Source organism: Pseudoalteromonas lipolytica, assembly GCF_001306915.1.
Classification (GTDB): Bacteria; Pseudomonadota; Gammaproteobacteria; order Enterobacterales; family Alteromonadaceae; genus Pseudoalteromonas; species Pseudoalteromonas simplex.
Genome location: NZ_LJTC01000009.1, coordinates 99,894 through 123,626 on the forward strand (window position 1 = coordinate 99,894; position 23,733 = coordinate 123,626).

The 23,733-nt window shown below is 41.5% G+C and carries 20 protein-coding genes and 15 tRNA genes; 15 read left to right on the top strand and 20 right to left on the bottom strand.

Annotated features, from left to right (window positions below):
- Nucleotides 1–294 precede the first annotated feature (294 nt).
- The 8 genes from AOG27_RS14370 to AOG27_RS14405 form a co-directional block, all read right to left on the bottom strand.
- A tRNA-Glu gene (locus AOG27_RS14370) sits at nucleotides 295–370 on the bottom strand.
- Nucleotides 371–628: 258 nt separating this feature from the next.
- Nucleotides 629–704 (bottom strand) — tRNA-Glu (locus AOG27_RS14375).
- A gap of 168 nt (nucleotides 705–872) precedes the next feature.
- Nucleotides 873–948: transfer RNA gene (locus AOG27_RS14380), tRNA-Glu, on the bottom strand.
- A 169-nt stretch (nucleotides 949–1,117) separates the two neighbouring features.
- A tRNA-Glu gene (locus AOG27_RS14385) sits at nucleotides 1,118–1,193 on the bottom strand.
- Nucleotides 1,194–1,362: 169 nt separating this feature from the next.
- Nucleotides 1,363–1,438 (bottom strand) — tRNA-Glu (locus AOG27_RS14390).
- A gap of 169 nt (nucleotides 1,439–1,607) precedes the next feature.
- Nucleotides 1,608–1,683: transfer RNA gene (locus AOG27_RS14395), tRNA-Glu, on the bottom strand.
- A 130-nt stretch (nucleotides 1,684–1,813) separates the two neighbouring features.
- Nucleotides 1,814–1,889 (bottom strand) — tRNA-Glu (locus AOG27_RS14400).
- 39 nt (nucleotides 1,890–1,928) lie between these two features.
- Nucleotides 1,929–2,004, bottom strand: a tRNA-Ala gene (locus tag AOG27_RS14405).
- 643 nt (nucleotides 2,005–2,647) lie between these two features.
- On the opposite strand from AOG27_RS14405, the gene AOG27_RS14410 reads away from it, so the two are divergent.
- The 10 genes from AOG27_RS14410 to AOG27_RS14455 all read left to right on the top strand — a co-directional run bounded on the left by AOG27_RS14410 (nucleotide 2,648) and on the right by AOG27_RS14455 (nucleotide 8,817).
- Nucleotides 2,648–2,723: transfer RNA gene (locus AOG27_RS14410), tRNA-Val, on the top strand.
- Between the two features lie 36 nt (nucleotides 2,724–2,759).
- Nucleotides 2,760–2,835 (top strand) — tRNA-Val (locus tag AOG27_RS14415).
- 26 nt (nucleotides 2,836–2,861) lie between these two features.
- A tRNA-Val gene (locus AOG27_RS14420) sits at nucleotides 2,862–2,937 on the top strand.
- 37 nt (nucleotides 2,938–2,974) lie between these two features.
- Nucleotides 2,975–3,050 (top strand) — tRNA-Val (locus AOG27_RS14425).
- Between the two features lie 43 nt (nucleotides 3,051–3,093).
- A tRNA-Val gene (locus tag AOG27_RS14430) sits at nucleotides 3,094–3,169 on the top strand.
- Between the two features lie 52 nt (nucleotides 3,170–3,221).
- Nucleotides 3,222–3,297, top strand: a tRNA-Val gene (locus tag AOG27_RS14435).
- A gap of 101 nt (nucleotides 3,298–3,398) precedes the next feature.
- Nucleotides 3,399–3,474 (top strand) — tRNA-Val (locus AOG27_RS14440).
- 379 nt (nucleotides 3,475–3,853) lie between these two features.
- Nucleotides 3,854–5,488 carry a response regulator gene (locus AOG27_RS14445; RefSeq protein ID WP_054553706.1) on the top strand — a complete coding sequence of 545 codons (1,635 nt, stop codon included), beginning with the start codon at nucleotides 3,854–3,856 and terminating at the stop codon, nucleotides 5,486–5,488.
- A gap of 21 nt (nucleotides 5,489–5,509) precedes the next feature.
- Entirely contained in the window at nucleotides 5,510–6,871 is a 1,362-nt protein-coding gene (locus AOG27_RS14450) for an extracellular solute-binding protein (RefSeq protein ID WP_138599981.1), read from the top strand.
- Nucleotides 6,868–8,817, top strand: a complete 1,950-nt coding sequence (locus AOG27_RS14455) for an ATP-binding protein (protein ID WP_054553708.1) — start codon at nucleotides 6,868–6,870, stop codon at nucleotides 8,815–8,817. The genes AOG27_RS14450 and AOG27_RS14455 overlap by 4 nt, the downstream gene beginning before the upstream one ends.
- Nucleotides 8,818–8,835: 18 nt before the next feature.
- Here AOG27_RS14455 and msrB read toward each other — a convergent pair whose 3' ends face one another.
- The 11 genes from msrB to AOG27_RS14510 form a co-directional block, all read right to left on the bottom strand.
- Entirely contained in the window at nucleotides 8,836–9,279 is a 444-nt protein-coding gene (gene msrB / locus AOG27_RS14460; protein ID WP_054553709.1) for a peptide-methionine (R)-S-oxide reductase MsrB, read from the bottom strand.
- Nucleotides 9,280–9,359: 80 nt separating this feature from the next.
- Nucleotides 9,360–9,812 carry a hypothetical protein gene (locus AOG27_RS14465; protein ID WP_054553710.1) on the bottom strand — a complete coding sequence of 151 codons (453 nt, stop codon included), beginning with the start codon at nucleotides 9,810–9,812 and terminating at the stop codon, nucleotides 9,360–9,362.
- A gap of 9 nt (nucleotides 9,813–9,821) precedes the next feature.
- Nucleotides 9,822–10,310 (bottom strand): DUF2919 domain-containing protein, encoded by a 489-nt coding sequence (locus AOG27_RS14470; RefSeq protein ID WP_054553711.1) that lies wholly within the window; start codon nucleotides 10,308–10,310, stop codon nucleotides 9,822–9,824.
- The gene (locus AOG27_RS14475) at nucleotides 10,307–10,651 is read right to left on the bottom strand and encodes a DUF3392 family protein (protein WP_054553712.1); all 345 of its coding nucleotides are present in this window, start codon (nucleotides 10,649–10,651) and stop codon (nucleotides 10,307–10,309) included. The genes AOG27_RS14470 and AOG27_RS14475 overlap by 4 nt, the downstream gene beginning before the upstream one ends.
- Nucleotides 10,644–12,665 (bottom strand): NAD-dependent DNA ligase LigA, encoded by a 2,022-nt coding sequence (ligA, locus tag AOG27_RS14480; RefSeq protein WP_054553713.1) that lies wholly within the window; start codon nucleotides 12,663–12,665, stop codon nucleotides 10,644–10,646. Before ligA ends, AOG27_RS14475 begins: the two co-directional genes overlap by 8 nt.
- 82 nt (nucleotides 12,666–12,747) lie before the next feature.
- Entirely contained in the window at nucleotides 12,748–13,476 is a 729-nt protein-coding gene (gene zipA / locus AOG27_RS14485; RefSeq protein ID WP_054553714.1) for a cell division protein ZipA, read from the bottom strand.
- A 33-nt stretch (nucleotides 13,477–13,509) separates the two neighbouring features.
- A complete protein-coding gene (locus tag AOG27_RS14490; RefSeq protein WP_054553715.1) occupies nucleotides 13,510–16,908 on the bottom strand; it encodes a chromosome segregation SMC family protein in 3,399 nt (1,132 codons plus the stop codon).
- Nucleotides 16,909–16,968: 60 nt separating this feature from the next.
- Nucleotides 16,969–17,700, bottom strand: a complete 732-nt coding sequence (locus tag AOG27_RS14495; protein WP_054553716.1) for an RNA methyltransferase — start codon at nucleotides 17,698–17,700, stop codon at nucleotides 16,969–16,971.
- 117 nt (nucleotides 17,701–17,817) lie between these two features.
- Nucleotides 17,818–18,264, bottom strand: a complete 447-nt coding sequence (locus tag AOG27_RS14500) for a flavodoxin (protein ID WP_054553717.1) — start codon at nucleotides 18,262–18,264, stop codon at nucleotides 17,818–17,820.
- Nucleotides 18,251–19,024: a tRNA pseudouridine(65) synthase TruC gene (gene truC, locus AOG27_RS14505; protein WP_054553718.1), complete on the bottom strand. Its 774-nt coding sequence runs from the start codon at nucleotides 19,022–19,024 to the stop codon at nucleotides 18,251–18,253. The genes AOG27_RS14500 and truC overlap by 14 nt, the downstream gene beginning before the upstream one ends.
- 1 nt (nucleotide 19,025) lies before the next feature.
- A complete protein-coding gene (locus tag AOG27_RS14510) occupies nucleotides 19,026–19,340 on the bottom strand; it encodes a YqcC family protein (protein ID WP_054553719.1) in 315 nt (104 codons plus the stop codon).
- A gap of 106 nt (nucleotides 19,341–19,446) precedes the next feature.
- On the opposite strand from AOG27_RS14510, the gene AOG27_RS14515 reads away from it, so the two are divergent.
- Both AOG27_RS14515 and AOG27_RS14520 read left to right on the top strand, forming a co-directional pair.
- A complete protein-coding gene (locus AOG27_RS14515) occupies nucleotides 19,447–20,475 on the top strand; it encodes a DUF3549 family protein (protein WP_054553720.1) in 1,029 nt (342 codons plus the stop codon).
- Nucleotides 20,476–20,775 (top strand): DUF3301 domain-containing protein, encoded by a 300-nt coding sequence (locus AOG27_RS14520; RefSeq protein WP_054553721.1) that lies wholly within the window; start codon nucleotides 20,476–20,478, stop codon nucleotides 20,773–20,775.
- Nucleotides 20,776–21,493: 718 nt separating this feature from the next.
- On the opposite strand, the gene AOG27_RS14525 is transcribed toward AOG27_RS14520, so the two are convergent.
- A complete protein-coding gene (locus tag AOG27_RS14525) occupies nucleotides 21,494–22,141 on the bottom strand; it encodes a GNAT family N-acetyltransferase (protein ID WP_054553722.1) in 648 nt (215 codons plus the stop codon).
- A 147-nt stretch (nucleotides 22,142–22,288) separates the two neighbouring features.
- On the opposite strand from AOG27_RS14525, the gene AOG27_RS14530 reads away from it, so the two are divergent.
- The 3 genes from AOG27_RS14530 (at nucleotide 22,289) to AOG27_RS14540 (ending at nucleotide 23,714) form a co-directional block, all read left to right on the top strand.
- Nucleotides 22,289–22,519 (top strand): DUF2789 domain-containing protein, encoded by a 231-nt coding sequence (locus AOG27_RS14530; protein ID WP_036969581.1) that lies wholly within the window; start codon nucleotides 22,289–22,291, stop codon nucleotides 22,517–22,519.
- A 155-nt stretch (nucleotides 22,520–22,674) separates the two neighbouring features.
- Nucleotides 22,675–22,941, top strand: coding sequence for a hypothetical protein (locus tag AOG27_RS14535; RefSeq protein ID WP_054553723.1), 267 nt, complete (start codon nucleotides 22,675–22,677; stop codon nucleotides 22,939–22,941).
- A complete protein-coding gene (locus AOG27_RS14540; RefSeq protein WP_054553724.1) occupies nucleotides 22,941–23,714 on the top strand; it encodes a Zn-ribbon-containing protein in 774 nt (257 codons plus the stop codon). The genes AOG27_RS14535 and AOG27_RS14540 overlap by 1 nt, the downstream gene beginning before the upstream one ends.
- Nucleotides 23,715–23,733 lie beyond the last annotated feature (19 nt).

Consider the following 23,733-nt stretch of genomic DNA (forward strand, 5'->3'; position numbering starts at 1 on the left):
GTTAGCTGATGAGTTGCTAGATACTATAAAGTATTAAAATGATCTGTAAAAGTGATCTATAGGAATTAAAGTTTTAGAAATATATGGAGTCTATATCGTAAAGATATATGGGGAATAAGGAATCTTAAATTGAAAAATCTTAGTTATATTTGAAATGATATTTAAAAGATAGTCTTTCCAATACATTACTTACTTAAAGTAAGTGGCGTCCCAAAGAGATTCGTACTCTTGATAACGTTGTGCATAGATTGCGCGGTGTTCACCGCCCCACTACATATAACCTACTTGAATAAGTGGCGTCCCCAAGGGGATTCGAACCCCTGTTACCGCCGTGAAAGGGCGGTGTCCTAGGCCTCTAGACGATGGGGACGCAGAAATTGGTTTGCAAATCACTGATTTGCTATTTCTGCGTAAGATGAGACCGAGCCTGCGAGGCGAATGGCCTTAGCTTAAACAGAAAGTTTCTGTGTCACTAGGACAACTGAATAGTTAGACTCGATTCAGACGAGCTTTTAATAACACATCACTTAAAGTAAGTGGCTTCAGCAAGAGATTCGTACTCTTGATAACGTCGTGCATAGATTGCGCGGTGTTCACCGCCCCACTACACATAACCTACTTAGATAAGTGGCGTCCCCAAGGGGATTCGAACCCCTGTTACCGCCGTGAAAGGGCGGTGTCCTAGGCCTCTAGACGATGGGGACACAAAATGTGTCACTAGGACAACTGAATAGTTAGACTCGATTCAGACGAGCTTTAATAACACAGCACTTTTAGAAAGTGGCGTCCCCAAGAGATTCGTACTCTTGATAACGTCGTGCATAGATTGCGCGGTGTTCACCGCCCCACTACACTTAACCGACTTAGATAAGTGGCGTCCCCAAGGGGATTCGAACCCCTGTTACCGCCGTGAAAGGGCGGTGTCCTAGGCCTCTAGACGATGGGGACACAAAATGTGTCACTAGGACAACTGAATAGTTAGACTCGATTCAGACGAGCTTTTAATAACACAACACTTAAAGTAAGTGGCGTCCCCAAGAGATTCGTACTCTTGATAACGTCGTGCATAGATTGCGCGGTGTTCACCGCCCCACTACACATAACCTACTTGAATAAGTGGCGTCCCCAAGGGGATTCGAACCCCTGTTACCGCCGTGAAAGGGCGGTGTCCTAGGCCTCTAGACGATGGGGACACATGATGTGTCACTAGGACAACTGAATAGTTAAACTCGATTCAGACGAGCTATTAATAACACAGCACTTAAAGTAAGTGGCGTCCCCAAGAGATTCGTACTCTTGATAACGTCGTGCATAGATTGCGCGGTGTTCACCGCCCCACTACACATAACCTACTTAGATAAGTGGCGTCCCCAAGGGGATTCGAACCCCTGTTACCGCCGTGAAAGGGCGGTGTCCTAGGCCTCTAGACGATGGGGACACAAAATGTGTCACTAGGACAACTGAATAGTTAGACTCGATTCAGACGAGCTTTTAATAACACATCACTTAAAGTAAGTGGCGTCCCCAAGAGATTCGTACTCTTGATAACGTCGTGCATAGATTGCGCGGTGTTCACCGCCCCACTACACATAACCTACTTAAATAAGTGGCGTCCCCAAGGGGATTCGAACCCCTGTTACCGCCGTGAAAGGGCGGTGTCCTAGGCCTCTAGACGATGGGGACACAGTGTGTGTCACTAGGACATTAAATGATAGTTTTACTCATATCGGAGTTAAGGTTACTAAAATAGCATGTAAGTACTCGAGACTAACATATTTATTTTCTTGGCAATTGCTCACTTACTTAAAGTAAGTGGCGTCCCCAAGGGGATTCGAACCCCTGTTACCGCCGTGAAAGGGCGGTGTCCTAGGCCTCTAGACGATGGGGACGCAGAAAACTGCAACCCTAGGACAAACACTATGCAAATCTGGTGGAGCTATGCGGGATCGAACCGCAGACCTCTTCGCTGCCAGCGAAGCGCTCTCCCAGCTGAGCTATAGCCCCGACTTGCATACACACCACCAATTAATGTTGGTTGTGTATCGCTGAGTGCGGGGCGCATTCTATGCAGCCCCCCAAATAAAGTCAACAGTTTTTTATCTAAGTTTATTTAAATGATTTAAATTTCAACAAGCTGACTAAATATCAATCCGTTGCGGAGGTATTTTATACAAAGTGCTATCAAATTAGTTATTTTGGGCTAATTTCATTGCTGGTTTGTTATCAAAGGCTCTTTGCTTTTTTAATTTACTCCCTTAAAAAGGTATACATTTATATGCAAAATAAAATTCATTATTTAAAGCTTTAAATAAAACGACTTCACCCTACCCTGCTTTGTTTTTAATAGTGCTAAGTAGAGTGCAATTAACTGATGCAAATTTATTGATATGAAAAACCGTTTTAAAGATTTGCTGTATTCATTTCATTTTAGAATGATTTACCTAGGTCATAGAGCTATAGATCAAGCTCTGAATATAAGCTTATGAATGTAAATTGCATATTTGTTCGCCAAAAAATGCTTAAATGCCATGTCATTGTTTATAAAAGCTGCATCTAACACATTTTTACTCATTCAAGTGTTGACACATTTACAACTCTATCTATAATAGCGCCCCACAACAACGCAGCAATGAGTTGTTTTAGATATGGGTCGTTAGCTCAGTTGGGAGAGCATCGCCCTTACAAGGCGAGGGTCACTGGTTCAAGTCCAGTACGACCCACCATTATTCCCTAATGGTGTTCATATCTAAATTCTTAATGGGTCGTTAGCTCAGTTGGGAGAGCATCGCCCTTACAAGGCGAGGGTCACTGGTTCAAGTCCAGTACGACCCACCATTAAGAAAACTTGCTGTATGTAATATGGGTCGTTAGCTCAGTTGGGAGAGCATCGCCCTTACAAGGCGAGGGTCACTGGTTCAAGTCCAGTACGACCCACCATTTTTTAAAGTGGTGTTCATATTACAAAAATCTAAATGGGTCGTTAGCTCAGTTGGGAGAGCATCGCCCTTACAAGGCGAGGGTCACTGGTTCAAGTCCAGTACGACCCACCATTAAATAAACTTTGATGGTGTTTTCATTTAGATTATTCTTCGCGGGTCGTTAGCTCAGTTGGGAGAGCATCGCCCTTACAAGGCGAGGGTCACTGGTTCAAGTCCAGTACGACCCACCATTTACTTTTTAAAGCAAAAAGCTAAAAATGGTAGCGAAGAAAAAGATTATATGGGTCGTTAGCTCAGTTGGGAGAGCATCGCCCTTACAAGGCGAGGGTCACTGGTTCAAGTCCAGTACGACCCACCATTACTTTTTGGAGCAAAGAGCATCGCAACTCTTTACAACGAAAAGGCTCGGTGGTTAAGTTCAGTAAGACCAACCATTTAATCTTAAAAAAATTTATATGTGGGTCGTTAGCTCAGTTGGGAGAGCATCGCCCTTACAAGGCGAGGGTCACTGGTTCAAGTCCAGTACGACCCACCACATATAAATACTTCATTAAATACTTCCTTGTTTTCTATCTAAATTAAAAAGCATCGCCACTCTTTACAAAACACAGGCTCGATGGTTCAAGTCCAGTACGACCCACCACATATAACAATCACTTCTAATATCTAACTTCTAATATCTAACTTCTAATATCTAACTTCTAATATCTAACTTCTAATATCTAACTTCTAATATCTAACTTCTAATATCTAACTTCTAATATCTAACTTCTAAAGTCTATTACTCATCACTTCTCACTTTATTGATATAGCCCAAAGCTAAACTTTAAATCGTTGCAAAAGCTGTAATTTGCCTTGTCAGCAGCTAGACTGTTTATTATAGTCACTGTTAACAATACTCGGTCGCAAGTCTAATGCCCGCAAAGATTTTTTCGAAAGCCAAAATATTAATAGTCGAAGAGCAAGCACTTGCTCAGAGCTATATGAAGCAGTCTCTAGAGGGATTGGGGTTTCGTCAGTTGCGATTTGCAGAACACGCTATTGCTGCCAAAGAACAGTGTCAAATAGAACAGTTTGATCTCATTGTTTGTTCTTTTAATCTAAGTAAACACCAGGATGGCTATCAGCTTTATGAAGAACTTAAAGTTAAACGCCTAATTAAAAACTCCACAGGTTTTATATTTATATCTGCAGAAACCAGTGGTTCTTTGGTTCATAGTGTTTTAGAGCTGCAGCCGGATGACTTTCTTGTTAAACCTTTTACTATTTACGACTTAAAAAATAGAATTGAAAAAGTTTTATTGCGAAAGCATCATCTAAAAAATATATACCAGTTGATTGATGATGAAAACGACTCAAAAGCTATAAAGAGCATTGATCAATTACTACAAAACAAATCGAATAGTTACAGTGCGATTTTATTGAGATTAAAAGGCGATGCCCTACTTCGTTTAAACAGAAATGAACAAGCCAAAGCATTTTTCAAATCTGTGCTCGATATTCAAAAATTTACATGGGCAAAAGTTGGTTTAGTGGAAGCTTTAATTGCAAATAATGAGCATACTCTCGCTCATAGAATGTTGAGGACTATGCTACAAAGGAGTGAAACACGCTTAGTAGCTCTGGATTTACTCGGAAAGTTAGAGATAAAGCTCAATAAATTTGATGACGCACAGCTTTTTTTCAGCCAAGCTGTTGAAATTGCACCTCGCAATATCGAGAGGCAAAAAACGCTTAGCCATGTTTCATTACTTAATCATGACTACGAGAAAAATTATTTAACCCAAAAAGATATAGCTAGTTATGCTAAACACTCAATTCACGACAACCCTGATGTGTACCTAAATGCGGCTCGTGCAGGGATTGATTTTGCCTTAACGACGGATCAAACCGATCAAGTTAATCGCATTTCAAGACAAACAAATCAATATTTGAGTGATTTAAAAAAACAATTTCCGAATAGTAATAATCAAACACAAATTGATGTTCTTAACGCACGTTTACATTATTTAAAAGATGAACATCAAAAGGCTAAAGCACTTATCAATCAACTTGATGAAAGTGACACTCAGATTCGTTCTGTAGATGGAGCGCTCGATAAAGCGAAAGCGTTTCATGAGCTTGGTTTTCACCACAAAGCACAGATGCTGTTTAACCAAATAATAACTCACTGTGAACGCCACCCGTCAGTAAGCGATCCGGTGTATTTACGTTATATTCAACAACAGCAAACTGAGCGACGTGATATTAAGCTTGGCCCGAAAGAGCTCAATAACCACGCTGTAACGCAGTTTAATAAAGGCCAGCTCAATACTGCGCTTGAGGCATTCACACAAGCATTTAGAATTATGCCTAAAAATGCCAGTATTGCGTTAAATCTGCTACAGTGTTTATTTGACACAAGCAGTCAAGGGCAGTCTTTCAACTTAATGCTTGCAAGAAAGTGCTACACCCTCTTAGCGTCTCAGTCTTTAGAAGATGAACAAGCTATGAGGTTTGATAAAATAAAAGCACAAGCTGCCAAGTTAAATATCAAGCTTTCTGAATAACCCTCTTCGTGGAGCATCTTTTTGAAATTAATAAAGCATCTCCTTATTGCATCTTTCATAATTACAAGCCCTATTTGTTCAGCTTCTGCAATGTTGCAATATTGGCAGCAAGCCAAAATAAACTGGCAAAGTGAGTCTGGTACACATATCAACATATTAGCAGATGAGCAGCCTGCATTTTTGGCCCTAAAGCCATATATCCCTCTATTTGAAGAGTTAACAGGGATATCTGTAGGTTTTCATGCCTTAGAACAATCTCAAATGCGTGTTCGTCGCCACCAAGATTTAAGTATGCATACAGGCCTCTATGATGTACTGCCAATGGGTATAACCTTTTTGGGTGAAGCACAAAGTCGAGGCTGGATAGATCCCCTACAACCCTATATTGATAACCCAAAACTCACAGACAAAGCTTGGTATCAGTTAGAAGATATTAGCGAACGTAGCTTGGCTCTTTGTAAAATCAATGGCGCTTTATACTCGTTACCATTTGATTTTTCTGCACCGATTTATTTTTATCGTAAAGATCTGTTCGAGCACTTTAACTTAGCGGTACCCGACACGTACGAGCAACTACAAGAGACTAAAATTAAGCTTCAAAAGGCAATTGACCGCACCCCATCTTTAAATGGCATGCACGCATTTGCCTCCCGAACTCTGCCAGGTGCAGGATTAAACACTTGGACAGTGTTACCCATTATGCGTGCTTATGGTGCTGAAGTAATTGACGCGCAAGGTCAGTCTGTTTTTGATAGCCCTCAAACAGCACAAAGTCTGCAAGCATACCGAGACCTTGTAACGGGATTCGGCAATCCTGATAACAGTCGCTTGCTGCACTTTTATGAAATTCGTCGACTATTTAAAGAAGGTCAACTTGCTTCGGCGTTTTTAGCCTCTCATTTTTATAATGAAATAGATACCGCTGAAGAATCAGATATTTGGAATAAATGGGAAGCCGCGCCGTTACCAGCCGGTCCAGTCGCCCGTGAAACATCTCCTTGGTCTTGGGCATTCGCAATTAATAACCAATCAAATCAAAAAAAAGCAGCGTGGTTATTTATTCAGTGGGCAACCAGTGAGCAAACAGCGGCATTATTAAGTACAGGCGGCTCACCGCCAAGACAAAAGGTGTGGCACGAGAAACTATTTACTCTCGTAAACAAACCAGGCTTTAATAAAGCCATGTTATGGGTATTTGAGCATGCTACTCCTGACCGTTTGCAAGCTGGGATGGTTGAGTTTCCAGTTGTCGGTGAGCTTATATCGCAAACATTTAGTCAAATTTTTTATGGAGCAGACATAAAGCAATCAATAAAAGCTACTGATGCAAAAATTAATGTTAATATGCGGGCATTACAGACAAGGAGTGAAAATAAACAATGAGAGTCAGTATTGCTCATAAAATCCTACTCATTATTGGGTTTACTATTACGTTGATTTTAGGGGTAAGTACAACTTTACATGTTATTGAGTTAAAAGAGCAAACCTTGCTGAATATGAGTGAAAAAGCTAATGCCATCGTTTCACCTATGCTCTCAGAGATAAAGACCCTTACAAAAGACAATACAGTAGGTAGTTGGGTTTTAAAAATTCAAGGCATCACTCTTAAAGGTATTCTGGCAAATAATACATTTGATGATTTAAAGACAATCTACTTTATCGATCAGAATAACTTTATTGCCGCTCACCCTGATTACAGCAAAGTCGATACCTTAGAAACAAATCAAACGATAATAAAGCAGCTCAATCCAAAACAAAATTCTATCATCACTTTAGATCAACAATATGCTGTAGCAGTTCCAATCAATAACGCCCAAGATGAAAATATTGGCTATGTTATTGTTAGTTTTTCAGATATTGATTTAACATTAAAAACTAAATCAATTATCAGCAATGCTGTATCACTGTTCGCAATTTACTTACTTACTGCATTACTCATTGCTTATATCATTATACGCCGAATTATTTTACAGCCTATTGAGCAATTAGTTGAGTTTTCGCATGCAGTTACCACTGGCGATCTAAATTGCCCAATAAATATTAAAAGTCGTGATGAAATTGGCACTCTTGCCAGTGGTTTTAAAATGATGCGTGCTGCAGTAAGACAACAAATAAACAGCATGCATGAGCAACATAGTCAATTAGAAGAAACCGTTGCAAAACGAACTCAAGAATACTTGGATGCCAAAGAGCAAGCTGAGCAGTCAAACCAAGCTAAGAGCAGGTTCTTAGCGAATATGTCACATGAGCTAAGAACACCGCTTAATGCAGTATTAGGCTTCAGCCAATTACTCCAAGACAGTGAAACTGATAAAAATAAACGCCGCTATTTAGAAGCCATTTCGATCTCTGGCAGCTCTCTGCTAAACGTCCTCAATGATATTCTTGATTTATCTAAAATTGATGCAGGAAAAATGCAGCTGGACATGGAAAGGGTCGAAATTCCGACGATGTGCCATGAACTAAGTATGATGTTCTTGCAGCTCAGCGCTCAAAAAGATCTAGATTTACAGATCACTTCACACCCTGAATTTAAAACCCCTGTTTTACTTGATAGCAATAAAGTTCGACAGGTACTGACAAACTTGATCAGTAATGCGATTAAATTTACCTCACATGGTAGTGTTAAAGTTCACTTTGACTTTGAAGAACGTGAAAATGATGGCCACATTAATATAAAAATTCATGTCAAAGATACTGGCAAGGGGATCCCAACCGATCAGCAAGCGCTGATTTTTAATGATTTTGAGCAAGTTCAAGGGCAACGCAGTTCTGAATTTGGTGGCACTGGGCTCGGTTTAGCTATATCTCATCGCTTTATAAAATTGATGGGTGGTGAACTATCTGTAATTAGTGAAAAAGATAAAGGTAGCGAGTTTATTGTATTGCTACCAAATATAGAATTTGCCGAATCAAAAACAGAGGTTAAACATCGAAATTACCCTGCTATTTCTAGCTATCATTTTAATCCAGCTCGTATATTGATAGTTGATGATATTCCATACAACCGAGAGTACTTGGAGTCATTTCTATCACGCTGGAGCTTTACAATAGATACAGCAATAAACGGTGAAGAGGCCTTGAAAAAGGTAGAAGAGAACCAACCTGATCTGATCATTATGGATCTAAAGATGCCAGTGATGGGTGGATTAGAAGCAAGTCAGCTAATTCGTAGTGATGATCGCTTTAAGCATATTCCAATCATTGCGGTTACAGCATCGGTATTAAAAGACGATAAGGCGCAATCCAGTATTTTGACAGACTACATAATTAGTAAGCCAATTCACCGTGAGCACCTTATTTTCATCATTGCCCAGTACCTAGATTAAGTATGGGTTAAACACGCATTAGTCGCGTTTTTTCATCGCTATGGCATTCATGCAATAGCGTAAACCACTTGGCGGCGGGCCATCGGGGAATACATGTCCTAAATGTGCATCGCAAACATTACAAACTGCTTCAATACGCTGCATACCATGGCTAGAGTCCGCGATATAGGCAATGCTTTCAACACTGCTTGGCTGAGTAAATGACGGCCAGCCGGTGCCACTATCGAACTTTTCATCACCGTCAAATAGTAAGTTGTCACAACATACACACGCATATTGACCAGGTTCAAATATCGTACATGAATCAGAGCTGTGAGGACGTTCGGTGCCTTTTAAGCGGGTAACATAGAATGCATCTTGTTCGAGCTCAGCTTGCCATTCAGATGGCGATTTTTCGACTCGACGTGGAGGTGTTGGGTTGCCGTTATGGGCAAACTCTAAAATATCTTGCCAAGTTAACATAGTGCTCCCTCAGGGTTGAATACAACAGTTGCACAGTACATCACAAGCCCTACTAAGGGCAAGCAGCATGCGTCTAGTGATTAATGTGTTTGCAGCCGGATATCTATTTGTGCACGTTCACGCTCAGAAAGTAGCTGTACTAAATGGCTATTAATTTGGCTGCTAGCAACACTCAATACTGCAGTTATTTGCTGGTCGTTGACATCCGTTACATGGATTATACCTTCGCCGATTTCAATCTGCTTAATTTGGCCAATTAAAACAAACTCAGCTTTGCGTTTAAAATCGAATAAACCAGCCAGACTAATCAGTGCTAGCTGATTTACATCACGCTTTAGTAAATCCGTAATGGGGTTACGCGCTACAAATAACGGAGTCACTCGATATAAGCTTGATAACGTAATAAAGCCCCATAACATCACAAACAACGAAAATGCAGCACTGTGCCAAAGTGGCGTAAATACCCATAAAGCAATTAATACCAGCGCGATAGTGAGTGAAATTTTTGCTAAAAGCTTATTAATTGCCAACATATTGCAGCCCTACTTTTTTTCAATTGGATCTGGCCAATCATTAAAAAAGACCGACAGATATCTGCTTTTTAATAAATATAACAGTACCCATAACACCAGTACCATTTGACAGGCTAAAAAAAACGAAAACTGATAATGACTGTGCGCAGCCTGATAGGTTAACCAACTTAAATCTGTGATGGCACACAAAATTAATGGCCAGCGCATAAAGCGCCATATAGACGCGAGACGTTTTGCACTTTCAGCATTTTCTTGAGGTCGGCGTAAACAAAAGATCACCGCCGGTAATAAGGCGATTGCTGCTATAGCAATGGCTGTAAAGAAATCGCTTTTCGACTTAAAAAACAGCGACATGATATCTAAATCAGGGCGACGACTCAGCGCCGCCATAATCCATATAAAGTAACTGCGTAACAATACTAACAAAGTTAAATGAAACGCTACTGGGGTTCGATAAGCGCCATGTTTATCCCAGTATTCTGGCCCGTAGCGATTCATATTTGGTTCTTCTTATCAGCAATGATGCCGAGTACCAAAAACGCAGCTGTAAGTGTAAGCGCCAGCCATTTAACACCGAGTAGCATTAGCAGCTTACTTAAAAATGGAGTTACAAACACCACAAGTAAGCCCATACCAAACCCTGTGACCAGCACAAAGCAAAGCACGCGTATAATAAAGTGACGACGCGCGACAAAGCGCTTGGTCACTTTAATAATGTCGTTTGCATACAAGGATAAAAAGCACACCACCAGCAGTAATGAAATATTGTAAAGGTGTGGTTGCAGCCAGCTGCCGATTGTTAAAGCAACTGACGACAGTGCCTGCAATAGACTATCCATTGTGCTCACTTAAAAGCGCAATAAGATCAGCCTCAGTTAACACATCAATGCCTAGGTCTTGTGCTTTGGTTAATTTTGAGCCCGCTTTTTCACCTGCAATCAGCGCATCTGTTTTCGCCGATACACTACCCGATACTTTTGCACCTAACGCTTGTAAACGCGCTTTTGCATCATTACGGTTAAGCTCGCTTAATGTGCCAGTCAGCACGTAAGTTAAGCCCGCTAATGGCTGCGCATCGGCACTTGGCGCGGTTAATTCTGGCCAGTGAATACCTTGCTCAACTAACGCATTTACAACTGCCATATTGTGCTCTTCGCTAAAGAAGCCACGTACATGCTTGGCAACGATCTCACCCACGTCGCTTACTTCAGTTAACGCATCAACGCTTGCTTGAGTGATTTTTTCTAGTGTTAAAAAGTGGTTTGCTAAGTTTTGCGCGGTTGCTTCACCCACTTCGCGAATACCTAACGAGTATAGGAATTTAGCTAAGGTTGTTTGCTTAGCATCTTGCAGCGCATTAACTAAGTTCTTAGCAGACTTTGGACCCATTCGCTCTAGGGATTCAAAATGCCCTTGTTTAAGGATAAATAAATCAGCAGGTGTTTTGATAAGCTCACGGTCAACGAGTTGATCAACAATTTTGTCGCCCAAGCCATCAACATCAAGTGCTTTACGTGACGCAAAATGTTTAATTGCTTGCTTACGCTGCGCTTGGCACACTAAACCACCAGTACAACGGGCAACCGCTTCACCTTCAATGCGCTCCACATGTGAGTCACAAATTGGGCAGGTAGCAGGAAATTCAATGTCTTTAGCATCGTCTGGACGACGCTCAAGGACAACTTGGGTAATTTGTGGAATAACATCACCTGCACGGCGAATAATCACGGTATCGCCAATTTTAACGCCTAAACGGGCAATTTCATCGCCATTATGAAGCGTTGCGTTAGATACCGTTACGCCACCTACAAATACTGGCTCTAATCGTGCTACAGGGGTTATTGCACCTGTGCGCCCTACCTGGAATTCAACATCAAGTAATTGGGTGATTTCTTCTTGTGCTGGGAATTTAAAAGCAATTGCCCAGCGCGGTGCACGTGCCACAAAGCCTAAACGCTCTTGTAGCTTTTTATCGTTTACTTTAATAACCACACCGTCAATTTCGTAGGCAAGGCTACTTCGACGCGTCAATATATCTTGGTAATAATCAAGTGCAGCTTGCTGGCCTTCAACCAGTTTTGTTTCTGGGCAAAGAGGTAAACCCCAATCGGTCAGTTTAGCCAGTTGTTGATAGTGATCTTCTGGTAACTGCCCATCGGCAACAAGCCCAGTGCTGTAGGCATAAAACATCAGTGGACGTTTTGCTGTTACTTTAGAATCAAGCTGTCGTAAGCTACCAGCCGCAGCATTACGCGGGTTAACAAAGACTTTGTCGCCACGTTTTTCGGCTTCACTGTTTAGTTTGGCAAAACCAGCGCTATCCATAAATACTTCACCGCGCACTTCAAGCTCTGCTGGAAAGTCATCGCCACGTAACTTAAGCGGCACATTACGAATTGTTTTCACGTTTTGGGTGATGTTTTCACCTACCATGCCATCGCCACGGGTAGCTGCTTGAACTAAAACCCCATCACGGTAAATAATTGATACCGCTAAACCATCAAGCTTTGGCTCACAACAAAAAGTCAACTCCTTGTTATCCATTAAACGCTCTTTGATACGGCGGTTAAAGGCGGCAAACTCTTCTTCTGAAAACGCATTATCAAGTGACAGCATAGGCACTTGGTGAGTAACTTGCTCAAACTTATCAAGTGCAGCACCACCGACTTTTTGGCTTGGTGAGTCTGGGCTTTGAAACTCAGGATTAGCTTGCTCAAGGGTGCTTAATTCGCGCATTAAACGGTCATATTCAGCATCAGGAATGCTCGGTGCATCCAGCACATAATAATTATGGTTATGCTCTTCTAACTGGGCACGAAGTTGGCTAATTTGCTCAAAGATAGGGCTGGACATGAAAACCTCAAAAATCTACATAAAAAAGCCACTTAGACGACTTAACGCCAAGTGGCCTAATACTTATACTCTGTGTGTGCGATTATGATGAAAAGCAGCGAACTTTCTCAACATACTCACGAACGCTTTCAACCGTCATTTCTTCACGGTTGCTATCTAAAATCGTTGCACCAAATTCATCTGCTAGCTTTTTAGCTGCACTGTGCAACATGTTGAATGCACTTAGACCGTCGCCATCACATGGTAAGGTCATAAATAAGCTAACACCTGCCGTACTAAACTGTTCCATATTATCAATATCGAACGTGCCTGGGTTGTACATATTCACTAAACGGAATAACACCGGGCCTGTACCTGCTGGGTCTAAGTGACGGTTAAAGAAACCTTCTTCAGAATACTTAAAGCCTAACATATTAACAGCTGGCAATAATTGGCTGCCATCCATTGTTAAACCTTCTGGCATTTGTAAATGCACAATAATGAAATCGGTTGGAGCTTGTGCATCAGCAGGTTCTTCTTCAACTTCTTGTTGCTCAGCTTCAGGCTCTTCAACAACCTGTTCTGAAACAGCTGGTTCGTCGTGACTTTCTGCTGAAAAGCTTAAATCACCAAACTCTGGCTCATCACGTTCTTGCGGTTTTGCAGTTGCAGGCTCTTGAACCTCGCTGGTTGTTTCGTTCGGTTCAACCCGTTCAACTGAAGGCGTATCTGGGTTGTCCTTTTTACGCACCGACCATAACCCGTGAATTAATAAACCACCAATGACAAATACACTGATTACGATTAAAGCCCATCTTAATTCTTCGGCCATCCCCTCACCTTTATTATTTGATATGCCTAAATTTTATGCATGTGCCATTTGCACAGCTTGTTCTATATCTACAGCGACCATACGTGATACACCTGGTTCGGCCATAGTTACACCGGTCAATCTGCCTGCCATTTCCATGGCAATCTTGTTATGACTGATATAAATAAATTGTACTGATTGTGACATCTCTTCTACCAAACGGCAAAAACGACCCACGTTCGCATCATCCAATGGCGCATCCACTTCATCTAGCATACAGAATGGAGCTGGATTGAGCCTGAATATTGAAAACACCAATGATAATGCGGTCAGCGCTTTTTCTCCACCACTAAGCAGGTGAATTGTCGAATTTTTCTTGCCTGGTGGCCTTGCCATGATGCTCACCCCACTTTCAAGTAGATCATCACTGGTCAATTCAAGGTAAGCACTACCGCCACCAAACACTTTTGGGAATAACTCCCCAAAGTCTGTATTTACTTGTTCAAAGGTCGCCTTGAAACGATTTTTTGTTTCTCGGTCGATTTTTTGAATCGCCCCTTCAAGGGTATTTAATGCTTGTGTTAAGTCATCAAGCTGCTGATTTAAATAATCGCTGCGCTGTTTAGCCTGCTCAAACTCATCTATTGCCGCTAAGTTCACCGCGCCAAGTTCATTTAATGCTTGCGTGGTTTTTGTAAGCCTCGTTTGCATGCTATTTAAATTGGCATTGTCAGGCAGTTCTTCAAGTACTGTTTTTAAATTTTGTTCCAGTTCTTCAAGTGGCTCTAACGCAGCTTGCGCCTTCACGATTAAACTTTGCTCATCCAGAGCCAGTGCTTGCAACTGCTCTTGTAACGTCACCAACTCAGATTGCGATGATTTCAGTGCTGTTTGCTTATCAGCAAGCTCCTTTTTAGCTTGACTCAAGGCCGCTTGCAAGTTTTTCAGCTCAACGTCACTTTGTTGATGCTTTTCAAGTAATAGCATAATCTGCTCTGCTACTTCTTCAAGCGGGATCACTAGCTCTTCTAGTTGCTCGTTGAGCTCTAATACAGCTTCACTGGCAGCACTTTGGGCGGCATTTGCATGCTGAAGTTTGGTTTCGCTAAGTTGACACTCACTGCGAGCTTTTTGTTCAGCCAAATTTGCTTGATGGGCTTGCGTTTTATATTGCTCAAGCATAGAAGCCACTTGGCGGTAGCGGTTATTTGCCTCAGCTTGTAGGTGTTTTGCTTGCTCTAACTCAGTTTCAAGTTCTAATTGCTGCTCTAACAGTTGCTCAAGTAAACACTGCTGAGTTTGTTGCTGTTGGTCAGCATTTTGCTTTTGCTCAGCCAGTAAGGTTTGACGCTGTTGCAACTTAATAAGCTGGTTTTGCCACTGGGTTTGCTGCTCTAATAGCATATCGCGTCGAGTGCTGGCAGATGCAATCTGCTGAGCCGCTTGGTGAATTCGCTCTCTGTATTGCTCTTTATCGGCGGTAAGTGTTTTTTTGTGAGCTAGATGCTCATTTAGCAATTGCTGCTTAGTTTCTAATTGCTCGTTGAGCTCTTCATCTAACTGCTGTGCATCACTAAGCTGAGCATGCTTTAAAAGCAAAGAATTGTCGGCGTCTTTATTAGCATCGGTATGAAAGTTACGACCATGCATACAGCCTTCTTCATCAATCACAGCCAGCCAATATGGATCCGCCAAAATAGCGTCATCAAAACAAGGTTGAAATGCAAAGCGGGCTAATAAGTCAGGGTAAGCACCCGATTCGATATAATTAGCTAATGACTCTTTTGGTAACTCATCATCAGCTGCAGGCCAAACACTGTTAGGCTCTTTATGTTGACTGACCTTTAGATGCTCAAGGCCAAGTAGGGCTTGTTCAATTAGTGGCTCAAAGCCAGAAGCCACCTTTAACTGCGCCAATAGAGAGACACTTTCGCTATCGGTTTGCTCTGATAACACAGAATTAAGCGCAGCTATGCTGGCTCTATTTTCATTGCTGTGCTGCTGAACCCGCTTTAAATCCTGCTCTAAGTGCTGTTGTTCTTTATCCGCTTGTTCTAGGTTTTGAGTGAGTTTATTTAGCGCACTTTGTTGCTGCGCAAGCTCCTTCGTCAGTGTTTGAATATGCTGTTGTTGCTCTGTAATTTGCGCTGCAACTGGGGTCGCTTCGAGTTCACTAATTTCAGCGGCAAGTTGTGTCTGCTGAGACTCAAGTTGCGCAACAGTCTGGGCAAAGTGAGCCTGTTGATTCTTTGCAACATTAATATCACTGCTATGAGCTTGGCTTTTCTGTAAGGTACTTTGATATTGCTCATTGGCGCTTTGCGTTTGTTGCTGCTGTAGAGCAACTTGCTCTTCAACCTCTGCAACTTGCTCAGCGCACAGTAAACTTTGCTCAATCGCTTCTTGTAGCTGCTCTTGTAAAATGGCGGCTGAAGCGTGTTGCTCTTCTTGCAACTCTTTATTTTGTAACTGCAGTTGTTGCTGTTTGATAAGGTTTTGGCTAAGTGTTTGCTGTTGCTGCTTTAAACTTATCTGTTGCTGTTCTTTGCGGGTTAACTCTGTATGAGTTTGATGCTGAGCCTGCTGGGCGTCTTGCAGTTTTTGCTGCTCAAGTTGCACCTGATTTTCAAGACTTGCTAAAACATCATCGTGGCCAGAGTGCGCTTCTCTAAAGAACTGAATTTGCTCTTTAAGTTTATTGATTTGCTCAGCTTTATCGATTTGTTGTTGGTGTAACTTCTGCCACTTTAAAACCGCAATTTGCCCTTTTAAAGTGCGCTCAGTGGCTTTTAGCTCTCGGTATTTTTTTGCATCGACTGATTGCACTGCAAGCTTATCGAGCTGTGTTTGCAACTCTTGCCTTACATCAAGCAAACGTTCAAGGTTTTCGCGGGTACTTTTAATGCGGGTTTGCGTTTCACGACGACGCTCTTTATATTTTGAAACCCCCGCTGCTTCTTCTAAAAAAACACGTAAATCAGCCGGTTTACTCTCTATTAAACGCGATATCATGCCCTGCTCAATAATCGCATAACTGCGCGGGCCAAGACCTGTGCCTAAAAAGATGTCGGTAATATCACGCTTACGGCATTTGCTGCCATTTAGAAAATAAATTGACTGGCCATCTCGAGTCACTAAGCGTTTGATCGCCACTTGGTTTCGATCAGCAAAAGTATTCGGTAAATGACCACTGGTGTTATCAAACACCAACTCAACAGAGGCTTGTGAAATTGGCTTTCGATTAGTTGAGCCGTTAAAAATAACATCGGTCATGGCATCGCCACGTAAGTTTTTAGCTGAGCTTTCACCTAGCACCCAACGCACTGCATCGATGACATTTGATTTGCCACAGCCGTTCGGGCCGACAACACACGTCATCTGATCAGGGAATGGGATCTTAGTGGGTTCAACAAACGATTTGAAACCCGCTAATTTTATGGTGCTTAAGCGCATCTAATTGTTTTACCGATTTTTATTGTTATTCTTCAATTTAACCCATTTTAGGGTAAAAGGTTAAGCGTGGCGCTTAAAATTATCTAAAATAATACCCGTTGCCATTGCAACATTAAGCGATTCTGCTTGGCCATAAGCCGGAATGGTTATTTTATCAGTAACTAAGCTTTCGCAATCAGCACGAATACCATGAGATTCACTGCCCATGAGTAATACGGCATCTTGTTTAAGAGCAGTTTTATGGATGTTCTCACCTTCTAAAAATGCGCCATACACAGGAAGGTTTAAACTAGGTAAGTAACTGGTTAAATCAGTTTGTGAGACACACACGCGAGCAAATGAACCCATGGTTGCGCTAATAGTTTTCGGATTATAAGCATCCGCACTGTCTGCGCTGGTAACAATATGCTTAATGCCATACCAATCAGCAACACGAATAATCGTGCCCAAATTACCCGGATCCGACACACCGTCAAGGGCTAAAATAAGTCCCGATGTGGGTAATGCTTGCTGACTTGGCATATCAACAACAGCAATGGCTGCGTTGTTACTAACAAGCGTACTGGCTTTAGTTAGGCTGTCTTCGTCTGCTTCAATGACTTGATGGGCTGCAAGCGCTGTTTGATGCGCTGAAATAAATGCAGGAGTCGCAAAAATATGAGCAATACTTAAACCACTGTTTAGTAATTCAAGTACATTTTTTTCGCCTTGTACAAGGTACTGATTGTATTGCTTACGGTATTTCTTTTGACCTAATGCACGAATTAGTTTCAGTTGGTTTTTTGAAATCATAACAGCCTCATAAAATGATGGTTTAGTATATCAGATTCTGTACTCGAAAAACCAAGGGGAAAGTGCCAATTGCTTATTCAATCAGCACTTTTAAGAGACACTTGCCAATAAGAGGCATTAACTAATTTTCGTCAGCCACTCATTTAACCATGGCTCAGTAACAGGCCAAGGCTCAAAATCTTCACAGGCATCAATTTCTAAACGATGACCAACAGGTTTTGCCTGTAAATCGCGAAACAGCTCATCAAAACTGCGACCTGCACCACAAAACGTATCGCCATAACTACGATCGCCCATAGCAATAATGCCGTATTGCTTGCCTGTTAACAGTGGGAATTGATCATTTAATTGGCTATATAAAGCGATTAAGTTATCAGGAATATCGCCCTGACCCGTCGTTGAAGTGATCACTAAAATATGTGACGCAGCCAGCATGTCATCAACCGTGGCATTTTCAACTAATTGCGCTTGATGCTCAGACTTTTCAATGACTTCAATAACTTGTTCGCTTAAACGCTCAGCACCGCCGTAAACACTGCCGACAAAAATACTAATGGTTGCCATAATAATCCTTTTCTTCTGTTGGCCAGCCAAGTTGCTGGCAAATCGTTAACATTGCATCGCCTAAAGGCGCTCTAATTGTTATTGGTTGCTTGCTATAAGGGTGCACAAACTTTAATTCAGAGGCAAATAACATTAACCGACGAAGCTGAAAATGCTCTCTAAAAAATTGATTATGCTGATTATCACCATGATTTACATCACCAATAATTGGCAATGATAAATGTTTTAAATGACGGCGTATTTGATGTTTGCGGCCAGTTTTTGGAAAACACTCCACCAACGAGTAACGAACTGTTGGGTATTTACCAATTGGAATAGGCAAGCTTGCTTGGTGCAAACAATGAAATTGCGTTTGTGCTTCTTGCGGTGCTTTATTTTGATCAGCAAACTTGTCGGCGATTTTATCAAGCTCTTCTTTTAAAGGTTTATCTAAGAAGATTGATTCGTTTAAAAAGCCTCTTACTAAAGCTAAATAACGCTTTTCAATTTGCCCATCAATAAATAACTGATTCATATCACGGGCTGCTTCTGAACTTAACGCAAACAGTAATACGCCTGAGGTTGGTCTATCTAACCGATGTACAGGAAACACGTGTTGACCAATTTGGTCACGCAGCATTTGCATCGCAAATTGGGTTTCGTGTTTGTCTAAAAACGAACGGTGAACCAATAAACCAGATGGTTTATCAATCGCAATGTAATTTTCATCGCGGTACAGAATCGTTAACTCATCAAATTGTGGCTTAACAATCTCTTGCATCTTAGTCATCACTCAAAAGTTGATCGAGTTTTTGTAAAACGTTAATCACATCATTACCGCCGCTGTGTTGTGCCAGCATCATTTCAGCCATAGGCGCAATTGCAAAATTACGGGGTAAAGGCTGGGCATGTGCAATGAGGGTATGCATTTTTTCAAGAAAAACAAATTGCAGCCATTGCTCAAAAGCCATGGTGTCATGACAAAACGGTACACTAGAATTGAGTGCACTTGGGTCAATCGGTGTTGTTTGCCAAAGTGAATGGCGTTGTAATGTGGATTCTAATTCGCGCAGCAGCGCCAAAGTCTGTTGATGCATTGTAAAACTCTTAATACCTTTGTGCTTAGTATACCCTGTTCCAAGGCGCCATGGTATGGCGTATAATTCGCGGCTGATATAGATTAAATACGGTAATTGAGATTTTATGACTGAGCAGATCGCCACCTTAGGGCAACTTCTGGATGCAGCAGGTACCACTTGGCGTGCCTTCGATATTGGCAGACACATCACGAAATTAGACAAAAAACAATTTCTTGCCATTGAAGAAACAAAAATCCCTTACCCTTACCCGCTTGCAGGTCATGCTTGGCTTGCTATTCAATTTTGGGATGTAAAAGCGTCTAAAGAACCTTATGTATGGTTTTTAAAATTCCCACTAGATGAGCAAAGCCGTCTTGTAAGCGCAAGCCGTGATCACTTCGCAAATATGGTAATTGAAGCGCTTGGTACAGAAATTACCGGTGAAAATGCCGAAGGCAAATTAGACAACAACCCGTATGTATTTACGCCAAACGCCAACAAGCTAGCAGCATTTAATGCACAGGTTAAATGTTTACTTAAACAAAGTGCTTCACAGTATTACGAATATGCGCAGCTGTATTTCTCAGGCAAACTAGGATTTGATAATTGGCAAAGTGTTGCAGTACAAGGTATTGCAGACTTTGCGATGCGTTTAGATAACGACAACAATTTAGCAAATCTACAAGCCGCTTGGGGGCAATTACCAGTCGAAGTATTACAGCCGCTAAGTGCAATGCTTGAACATGTTGCAATCGAACCCGTGTTTGCAGAGCAATTGTTAGCCTATGGTTTAAACGCCATAGAAAATAAAGACGACATCGCCCTTGTAGCAGCCCTCAGAAGCTTATCAAAAACACCAGCGCAAGGCTTAACTGCACAACTGGTTGATGCTGTATTACGCTCTGATATGAACACCCAGTCAGATGTACTATTAACGATTGCAGGGCGTTGTTTTAGCACGCTTGAAGACCCAGAACGCTTACATGTGTTTATGGATTGCTGTGCACACCACACTGAAATTGAACAACTGTTTGTGAGTATTTTCACCGATTTAGTTGCAATTCCTAGTATTCGCCCTCACCTACTAGGTTTATTAAGAAAAGAAAATCGTAGCGAAACACTCGCTCGAGCAATTGGAAGGTTATTCTCGTAAATGGCAGGCTTGTGGACACTTATCATCATTGGCAGCATCATCTACTTTTTTTGGTTAAACAGAAAAGTAGCCGAAGCAGCTAATCTTCATGCACAAAGACAAATTGAGCAATTAAATGTGCAATTGATGAGTGTTGCTTGCAATAAACGCCGACTTGGTATTTTAAAAAGCGGCAAACCAGGTATCAAAAGCGAATTTATTTTTGAGTTTTCAAGTGATGGACAAAACGTGTATCAAGGCGTTTTGATCATGGAAAATGAATTACTTAAAAGTGTCGTAATACCGCCACATAAGATTTAAGTTGCGAGTTGCGAGTTGCGAGTTGCGAGTTGCGAGTTGCGAGTTGCGAGTTGCGAGTTGCGAGTTGCGAGTTATACAAGAATAATTGCAAGTGCGAGAAGTGCAACCTCCAGAAAGAACTAAGGCGTAGCTAATAGCCACGCCCCAATCTTGCTACTTCCATGATTAAGTATCCTTACTTATGCCGAAGCTGCCTTTTTATCTTTCCCCTGAACGGGTATACATCCGATACACCCACCATGCTACTTCATGTAACATTTAACACATCCTAGTGCCGTCCTCTTGCCGTCAATGGCTATCCACTTCGTTTTCCAAACGCTCCTTTAGCTTCCTGCTAAAATCATCCTTTGGTCAGTCCTTTTCAATCGCTCCGCGATTGTACTGCATCCTGGCAGCGTCCTCGTTCTTCCTTGCTTCCCTAGCTCTTGTCCCTTTGCTTCCTGCTAAGCATCTTGCTTTGTTGCCATAATCCTAATCCTTGGCATCAGTTCATTCATTGAACCTGCGTCTTCTTGACATGATTAAGTTTAGAGAAATGCGGATATCTTGGTAGGCATAAAAAGTAATTTTTTCTAAGTCACAAAAATGACAAAAACAATAAATCCTTTAAAATCATTACAATAAGCAATTATAGGTACAAATTTAAAGGCATTAAACTGATAAAACGCACAGCAATGTGAGACTTATCGCACATTGCTATTTCCAAAACGTCCTTTGCTTAATTTGCAGCTTTGAACATCAAGTCACCTTCAACTTGGTTAAAGCTCAAGGCTTTGAACACCTCAAACCCTTCAGAGCTAAAGAATTCACGCTGTTCAGAGCGGGTAACAAATACAGCTAAACCACCTGCTTGATTGCTTGACTCAACTAAATCATCAAGCCCTCGTAGCAGATATCTGCCTAAACCTTGCCCCTGAAAATGTGGGTCAACGGCTATAAAGGCTAAAAACAGATAATGGCCTTTGCTTGAAAGCGCTTCACGAATAGTGCGCTCTTTTTCTATAAGCTGATTGGTTTGCAAGTAACCCGCACTGAGCATCAGTTTTAAGCGCCAATGCCAGTATCGCTCAGCTTGTAGTTCACTTGCCGAATCAAATACACAGGCAATGGCTTTTAATCTACTTTGTGAGTAAAGACCTATTAGAGGCTGTTTTTCTTGCCAGAAACTTGCTAGCTCTTCACGTACTAAAGCACGTAATTTAGTTTCATATTTACTTGGGTTATCTTGTTGAAAACCTAATACATTCTGAAGAACGGGATCATCATGATAGGCTTGATAAATAAGGCTTGCGGCAGTGCTGATATCTTCAGCACTCAGGTATTGCACACTTAAGGTTTCGGGTTCAGCAACTGTCAAAATACTCATCCTTTTATTTGTTTTATTATTTTCGTACTAGACTATAAGGTATATACCCAACGGTGATTAAAGACAAATTCAGCGTAAGTTAAACTGCGGTTCATCATCATTAAGTTCAAGCAGTAATAATTATCGCCATACACAAGGAGCAGAACTATGGATACGACAAAACATGATATTTCGACCCTATTTGCACAACTTGGTTTACCGAGCAAAGAAAGTGAAATAGATGCTTTTATAGCATCTCATCAACTGTCTGATACAACCCTATTGCAGGAAGCGCCTTTTTGGGATGAAGCTCAGCAACACTTTTTGGCAGAGTCACTTGCAGAAGATGGTGCTTGGAGCGAGGTGATTGATGAATTAGACGCAAGGTTACGCCAGTAACGCCTGCGAGCTAATTAACAAGCTTAAATAACATTCTTTTAGCTCGTTAATTAGGAAAGTAATTTCACTCCACATCTATTATTGCTACCATACGCGCGCACTGCAGCCCATATACTGCGGTGCTTTTTAGTCTTTATAAAAGAGTTTATACAAAAATGAATGCCGTTGTATTTGATGCAATTAAAACCCTTCTTGATGAAGGTAAAACCCCAACAGTTGCCTTAACTAAAAGTAAGTTAACCCAACCTATGCCGATGCCTGTGATCATCGCTGCGGTTAGCCAATATAAAAACAACCCGGATTCAATTAATAATTTCATCAATAACCCGTCAAATGAACAACTGAGTACACCAAAAGAAAGCCAATTGGATCGTATTGAAGCTAAATTAGATAGGTTATTAGCACTGCTTGAGAAAAAATAATGTTTGTTGTCGATCTGACTTTTGATTGCTACCAAGATACTACCCTAGAGCTTGCTGAGCAGGCGATAAACCGCCTAGTGAATGCGCTTCGTTTTAACGGCCAAATAATTGGTGATGAATTTCCAACGGTTTTAAAAGATGGATTTTTCATTACTCGTGTAATGTGCCCAACCGAAGATGCGATGCATCCGCTCAACCATAGCCCGTTTGTAAAACATAGCATTGAGCAATTAAACACTGCAGGCTTACTGGCACCAAAAGTTAAAGTGGTCGGCCAAGACATTCACTCAAATGGCGCAGACATGTGTCATGATCCGTCGTGCTATATTTTGTATACCACGTACGTGCACACCTGTAGCCCGCTTTATTGTGGTGATGACTTTTTGCCTGTGCCGTTATTTCGCATTCCAGCCATTGCCAATGGCGATTACAAAACACTCATTAAATGGCAAGAAGACTGGCAAGCGTGCGATCAAATTCAGATCAATGGTGCAACCCGTTGTGAATTTCCTGCGCTTGAAGAGCTAACTAGCATCAAGAGTGACTTATACCGCCGTGGTCGTGATATCACGAAACGTATTAGTTTTCTAACCAAGAAGCCGGTTTATTACTATTTATACCGTGTAGGCGGCGTTGATAAAGAGTCAGAGCTTAAACGTCGTTGCCCAAGCTGCGATGGCGAATGGAAATTACCAGAGCCATGGTTTGGCTTATTTGATTTTCGGTGCGAGCCCTGTGGCATTGTTTCGAATATTTCGTGGGACTTTCAATAATTTAATAAAGGCAATAATA

Bases quoted from the DNA above. Each gene is read 5' to 3' on its own strand.
- AOG27_RS14525 (WP_054553722.1), bottom strand. From the start codon at position 22,141: ATGAGTATTTTGACAGTTGCTGAACCCGAAACCTTAAGTGTGCAATAC.
- AOG27_RS14495 (WP_054553716.1), bottom strand. From the start codon at position 17,700: ATGATTTCAAAAAACCAACTGAAACTAATTCGTGCATTAGGTCAAAAG.
- AOG27_RS14490 (WP_054553715.1), bottom strand. From the start codon at position 16,908: ATGCGCTTAAGCACCATAAAATTAGCGGGTTTCAAATCGTTTGTTGAA.
- msrB (WP_054553709.1), bottom strand. From the start codon at position 9,279: ATGTTAACTTGGCAAGATATTTTAGAGTTTGCCCATAACGGCAACCCA.
- AOG27_RS14470 (WP_054553711.1), bottom strand. From the start codon at position 10,310: ATGAATCGCTACGGGCCAGAATACTGGGATAAACATGGCGCTTATCGA.
- AOG27_RS14465 (WP_054553710.1), bottom strand. From the start codon at position 9,812: ATGTTGGCAATTAATAAGCTTTTAGCAAAAATTTCACTCACTATCGCG.
- AOG27_RS14520 (WP_054553721.1), top strand. From the start codon at position 20,476: ATGGCAGGCTTGTGGACACTTATCATCATTGGCAGCATCATCTACTTT.
- ligA (WP_054553713.1), bottom strand. From the start codon at position 12,665: ATGTCCAGCCCTATCTTTGAGCAAATTAGCCAACTTCGTGCCCAGTTA.
- AOG27_RS14475 (WP_054553712.1), bottom strand. From the start codon at position 10,651: ATGGATAGTCTATTGCAGGCACTGTCGTCAGTTGCTTTAACAATCGGC.
- AOG27_RS14530 (WP_036969581.1), top strand. From the start codon at position 22,289: ATGGATACGACAAAACATGATATTTCGACCCTATTTGCACAACTTGGT.
- AOG27_RS14445 (WP_054553706.1), top strand. From the start codon at position 3,854: ATGCCCGCAAAGATTTTTTCGAAAGCCAAAATATTAATAGTCGAAGAG.
- AOG27_RS14510 (WP_054553719.1), bottom strand. From the start codon at position 19,340: ATGCATCAACAGACTTTGGCGCTGCTGCGCGAATTAGAATCCACATTA.
- AOG27_RS14515 (WP_054553720.1), top strand. From the start codon at position 19,447: ATGACTGAGCAGATCGCCACCTTAGGGCAACTTCTGGATGCAGCAGGT.
- truC (WP_054553718.1), bottom strand. From the start codon at position 19,024: ATGCAAGAGATTGTTAAGCCACAATTTGATGAGTTAACGATTCTGTAC.
- AOG27_RS14500 (WP_054553717.1), bottom strand. From the start codon at position 18,264: ATGGCAACCATTAGTATTTTTGTCGGCAGTGTTTACGGCGGTGCTGAG.
- AOG27_RS14535 (WP_054553723.1), top strand. From the start codon at position 22,675: ATGAATGCCGTTGTATTTGATGCAATTAAAACCCTTCTTGATGAAGGT.
- zipA (WP_054553714.1), bottom strand. From the start codon at position 13,476: ATGGCCGAAGAATTAAGATGGGCTTTAATCGTAATCAGTGTATTTGTC.
- AOG27_RS14540 (WP_054553724.1), top strand. From the start codon at position 22,941: ATGTTTGTTGTCGATCTGACTTTTGATTGCTACCAAGATACTACCCTA.
- AOG27_RS14455 (WP_054553708.1), top strand. From the start codon at position 6,868: ATGAGAGTCAGTATTGCTCATAAAATCCTACTCATTATTGGGTTTACT.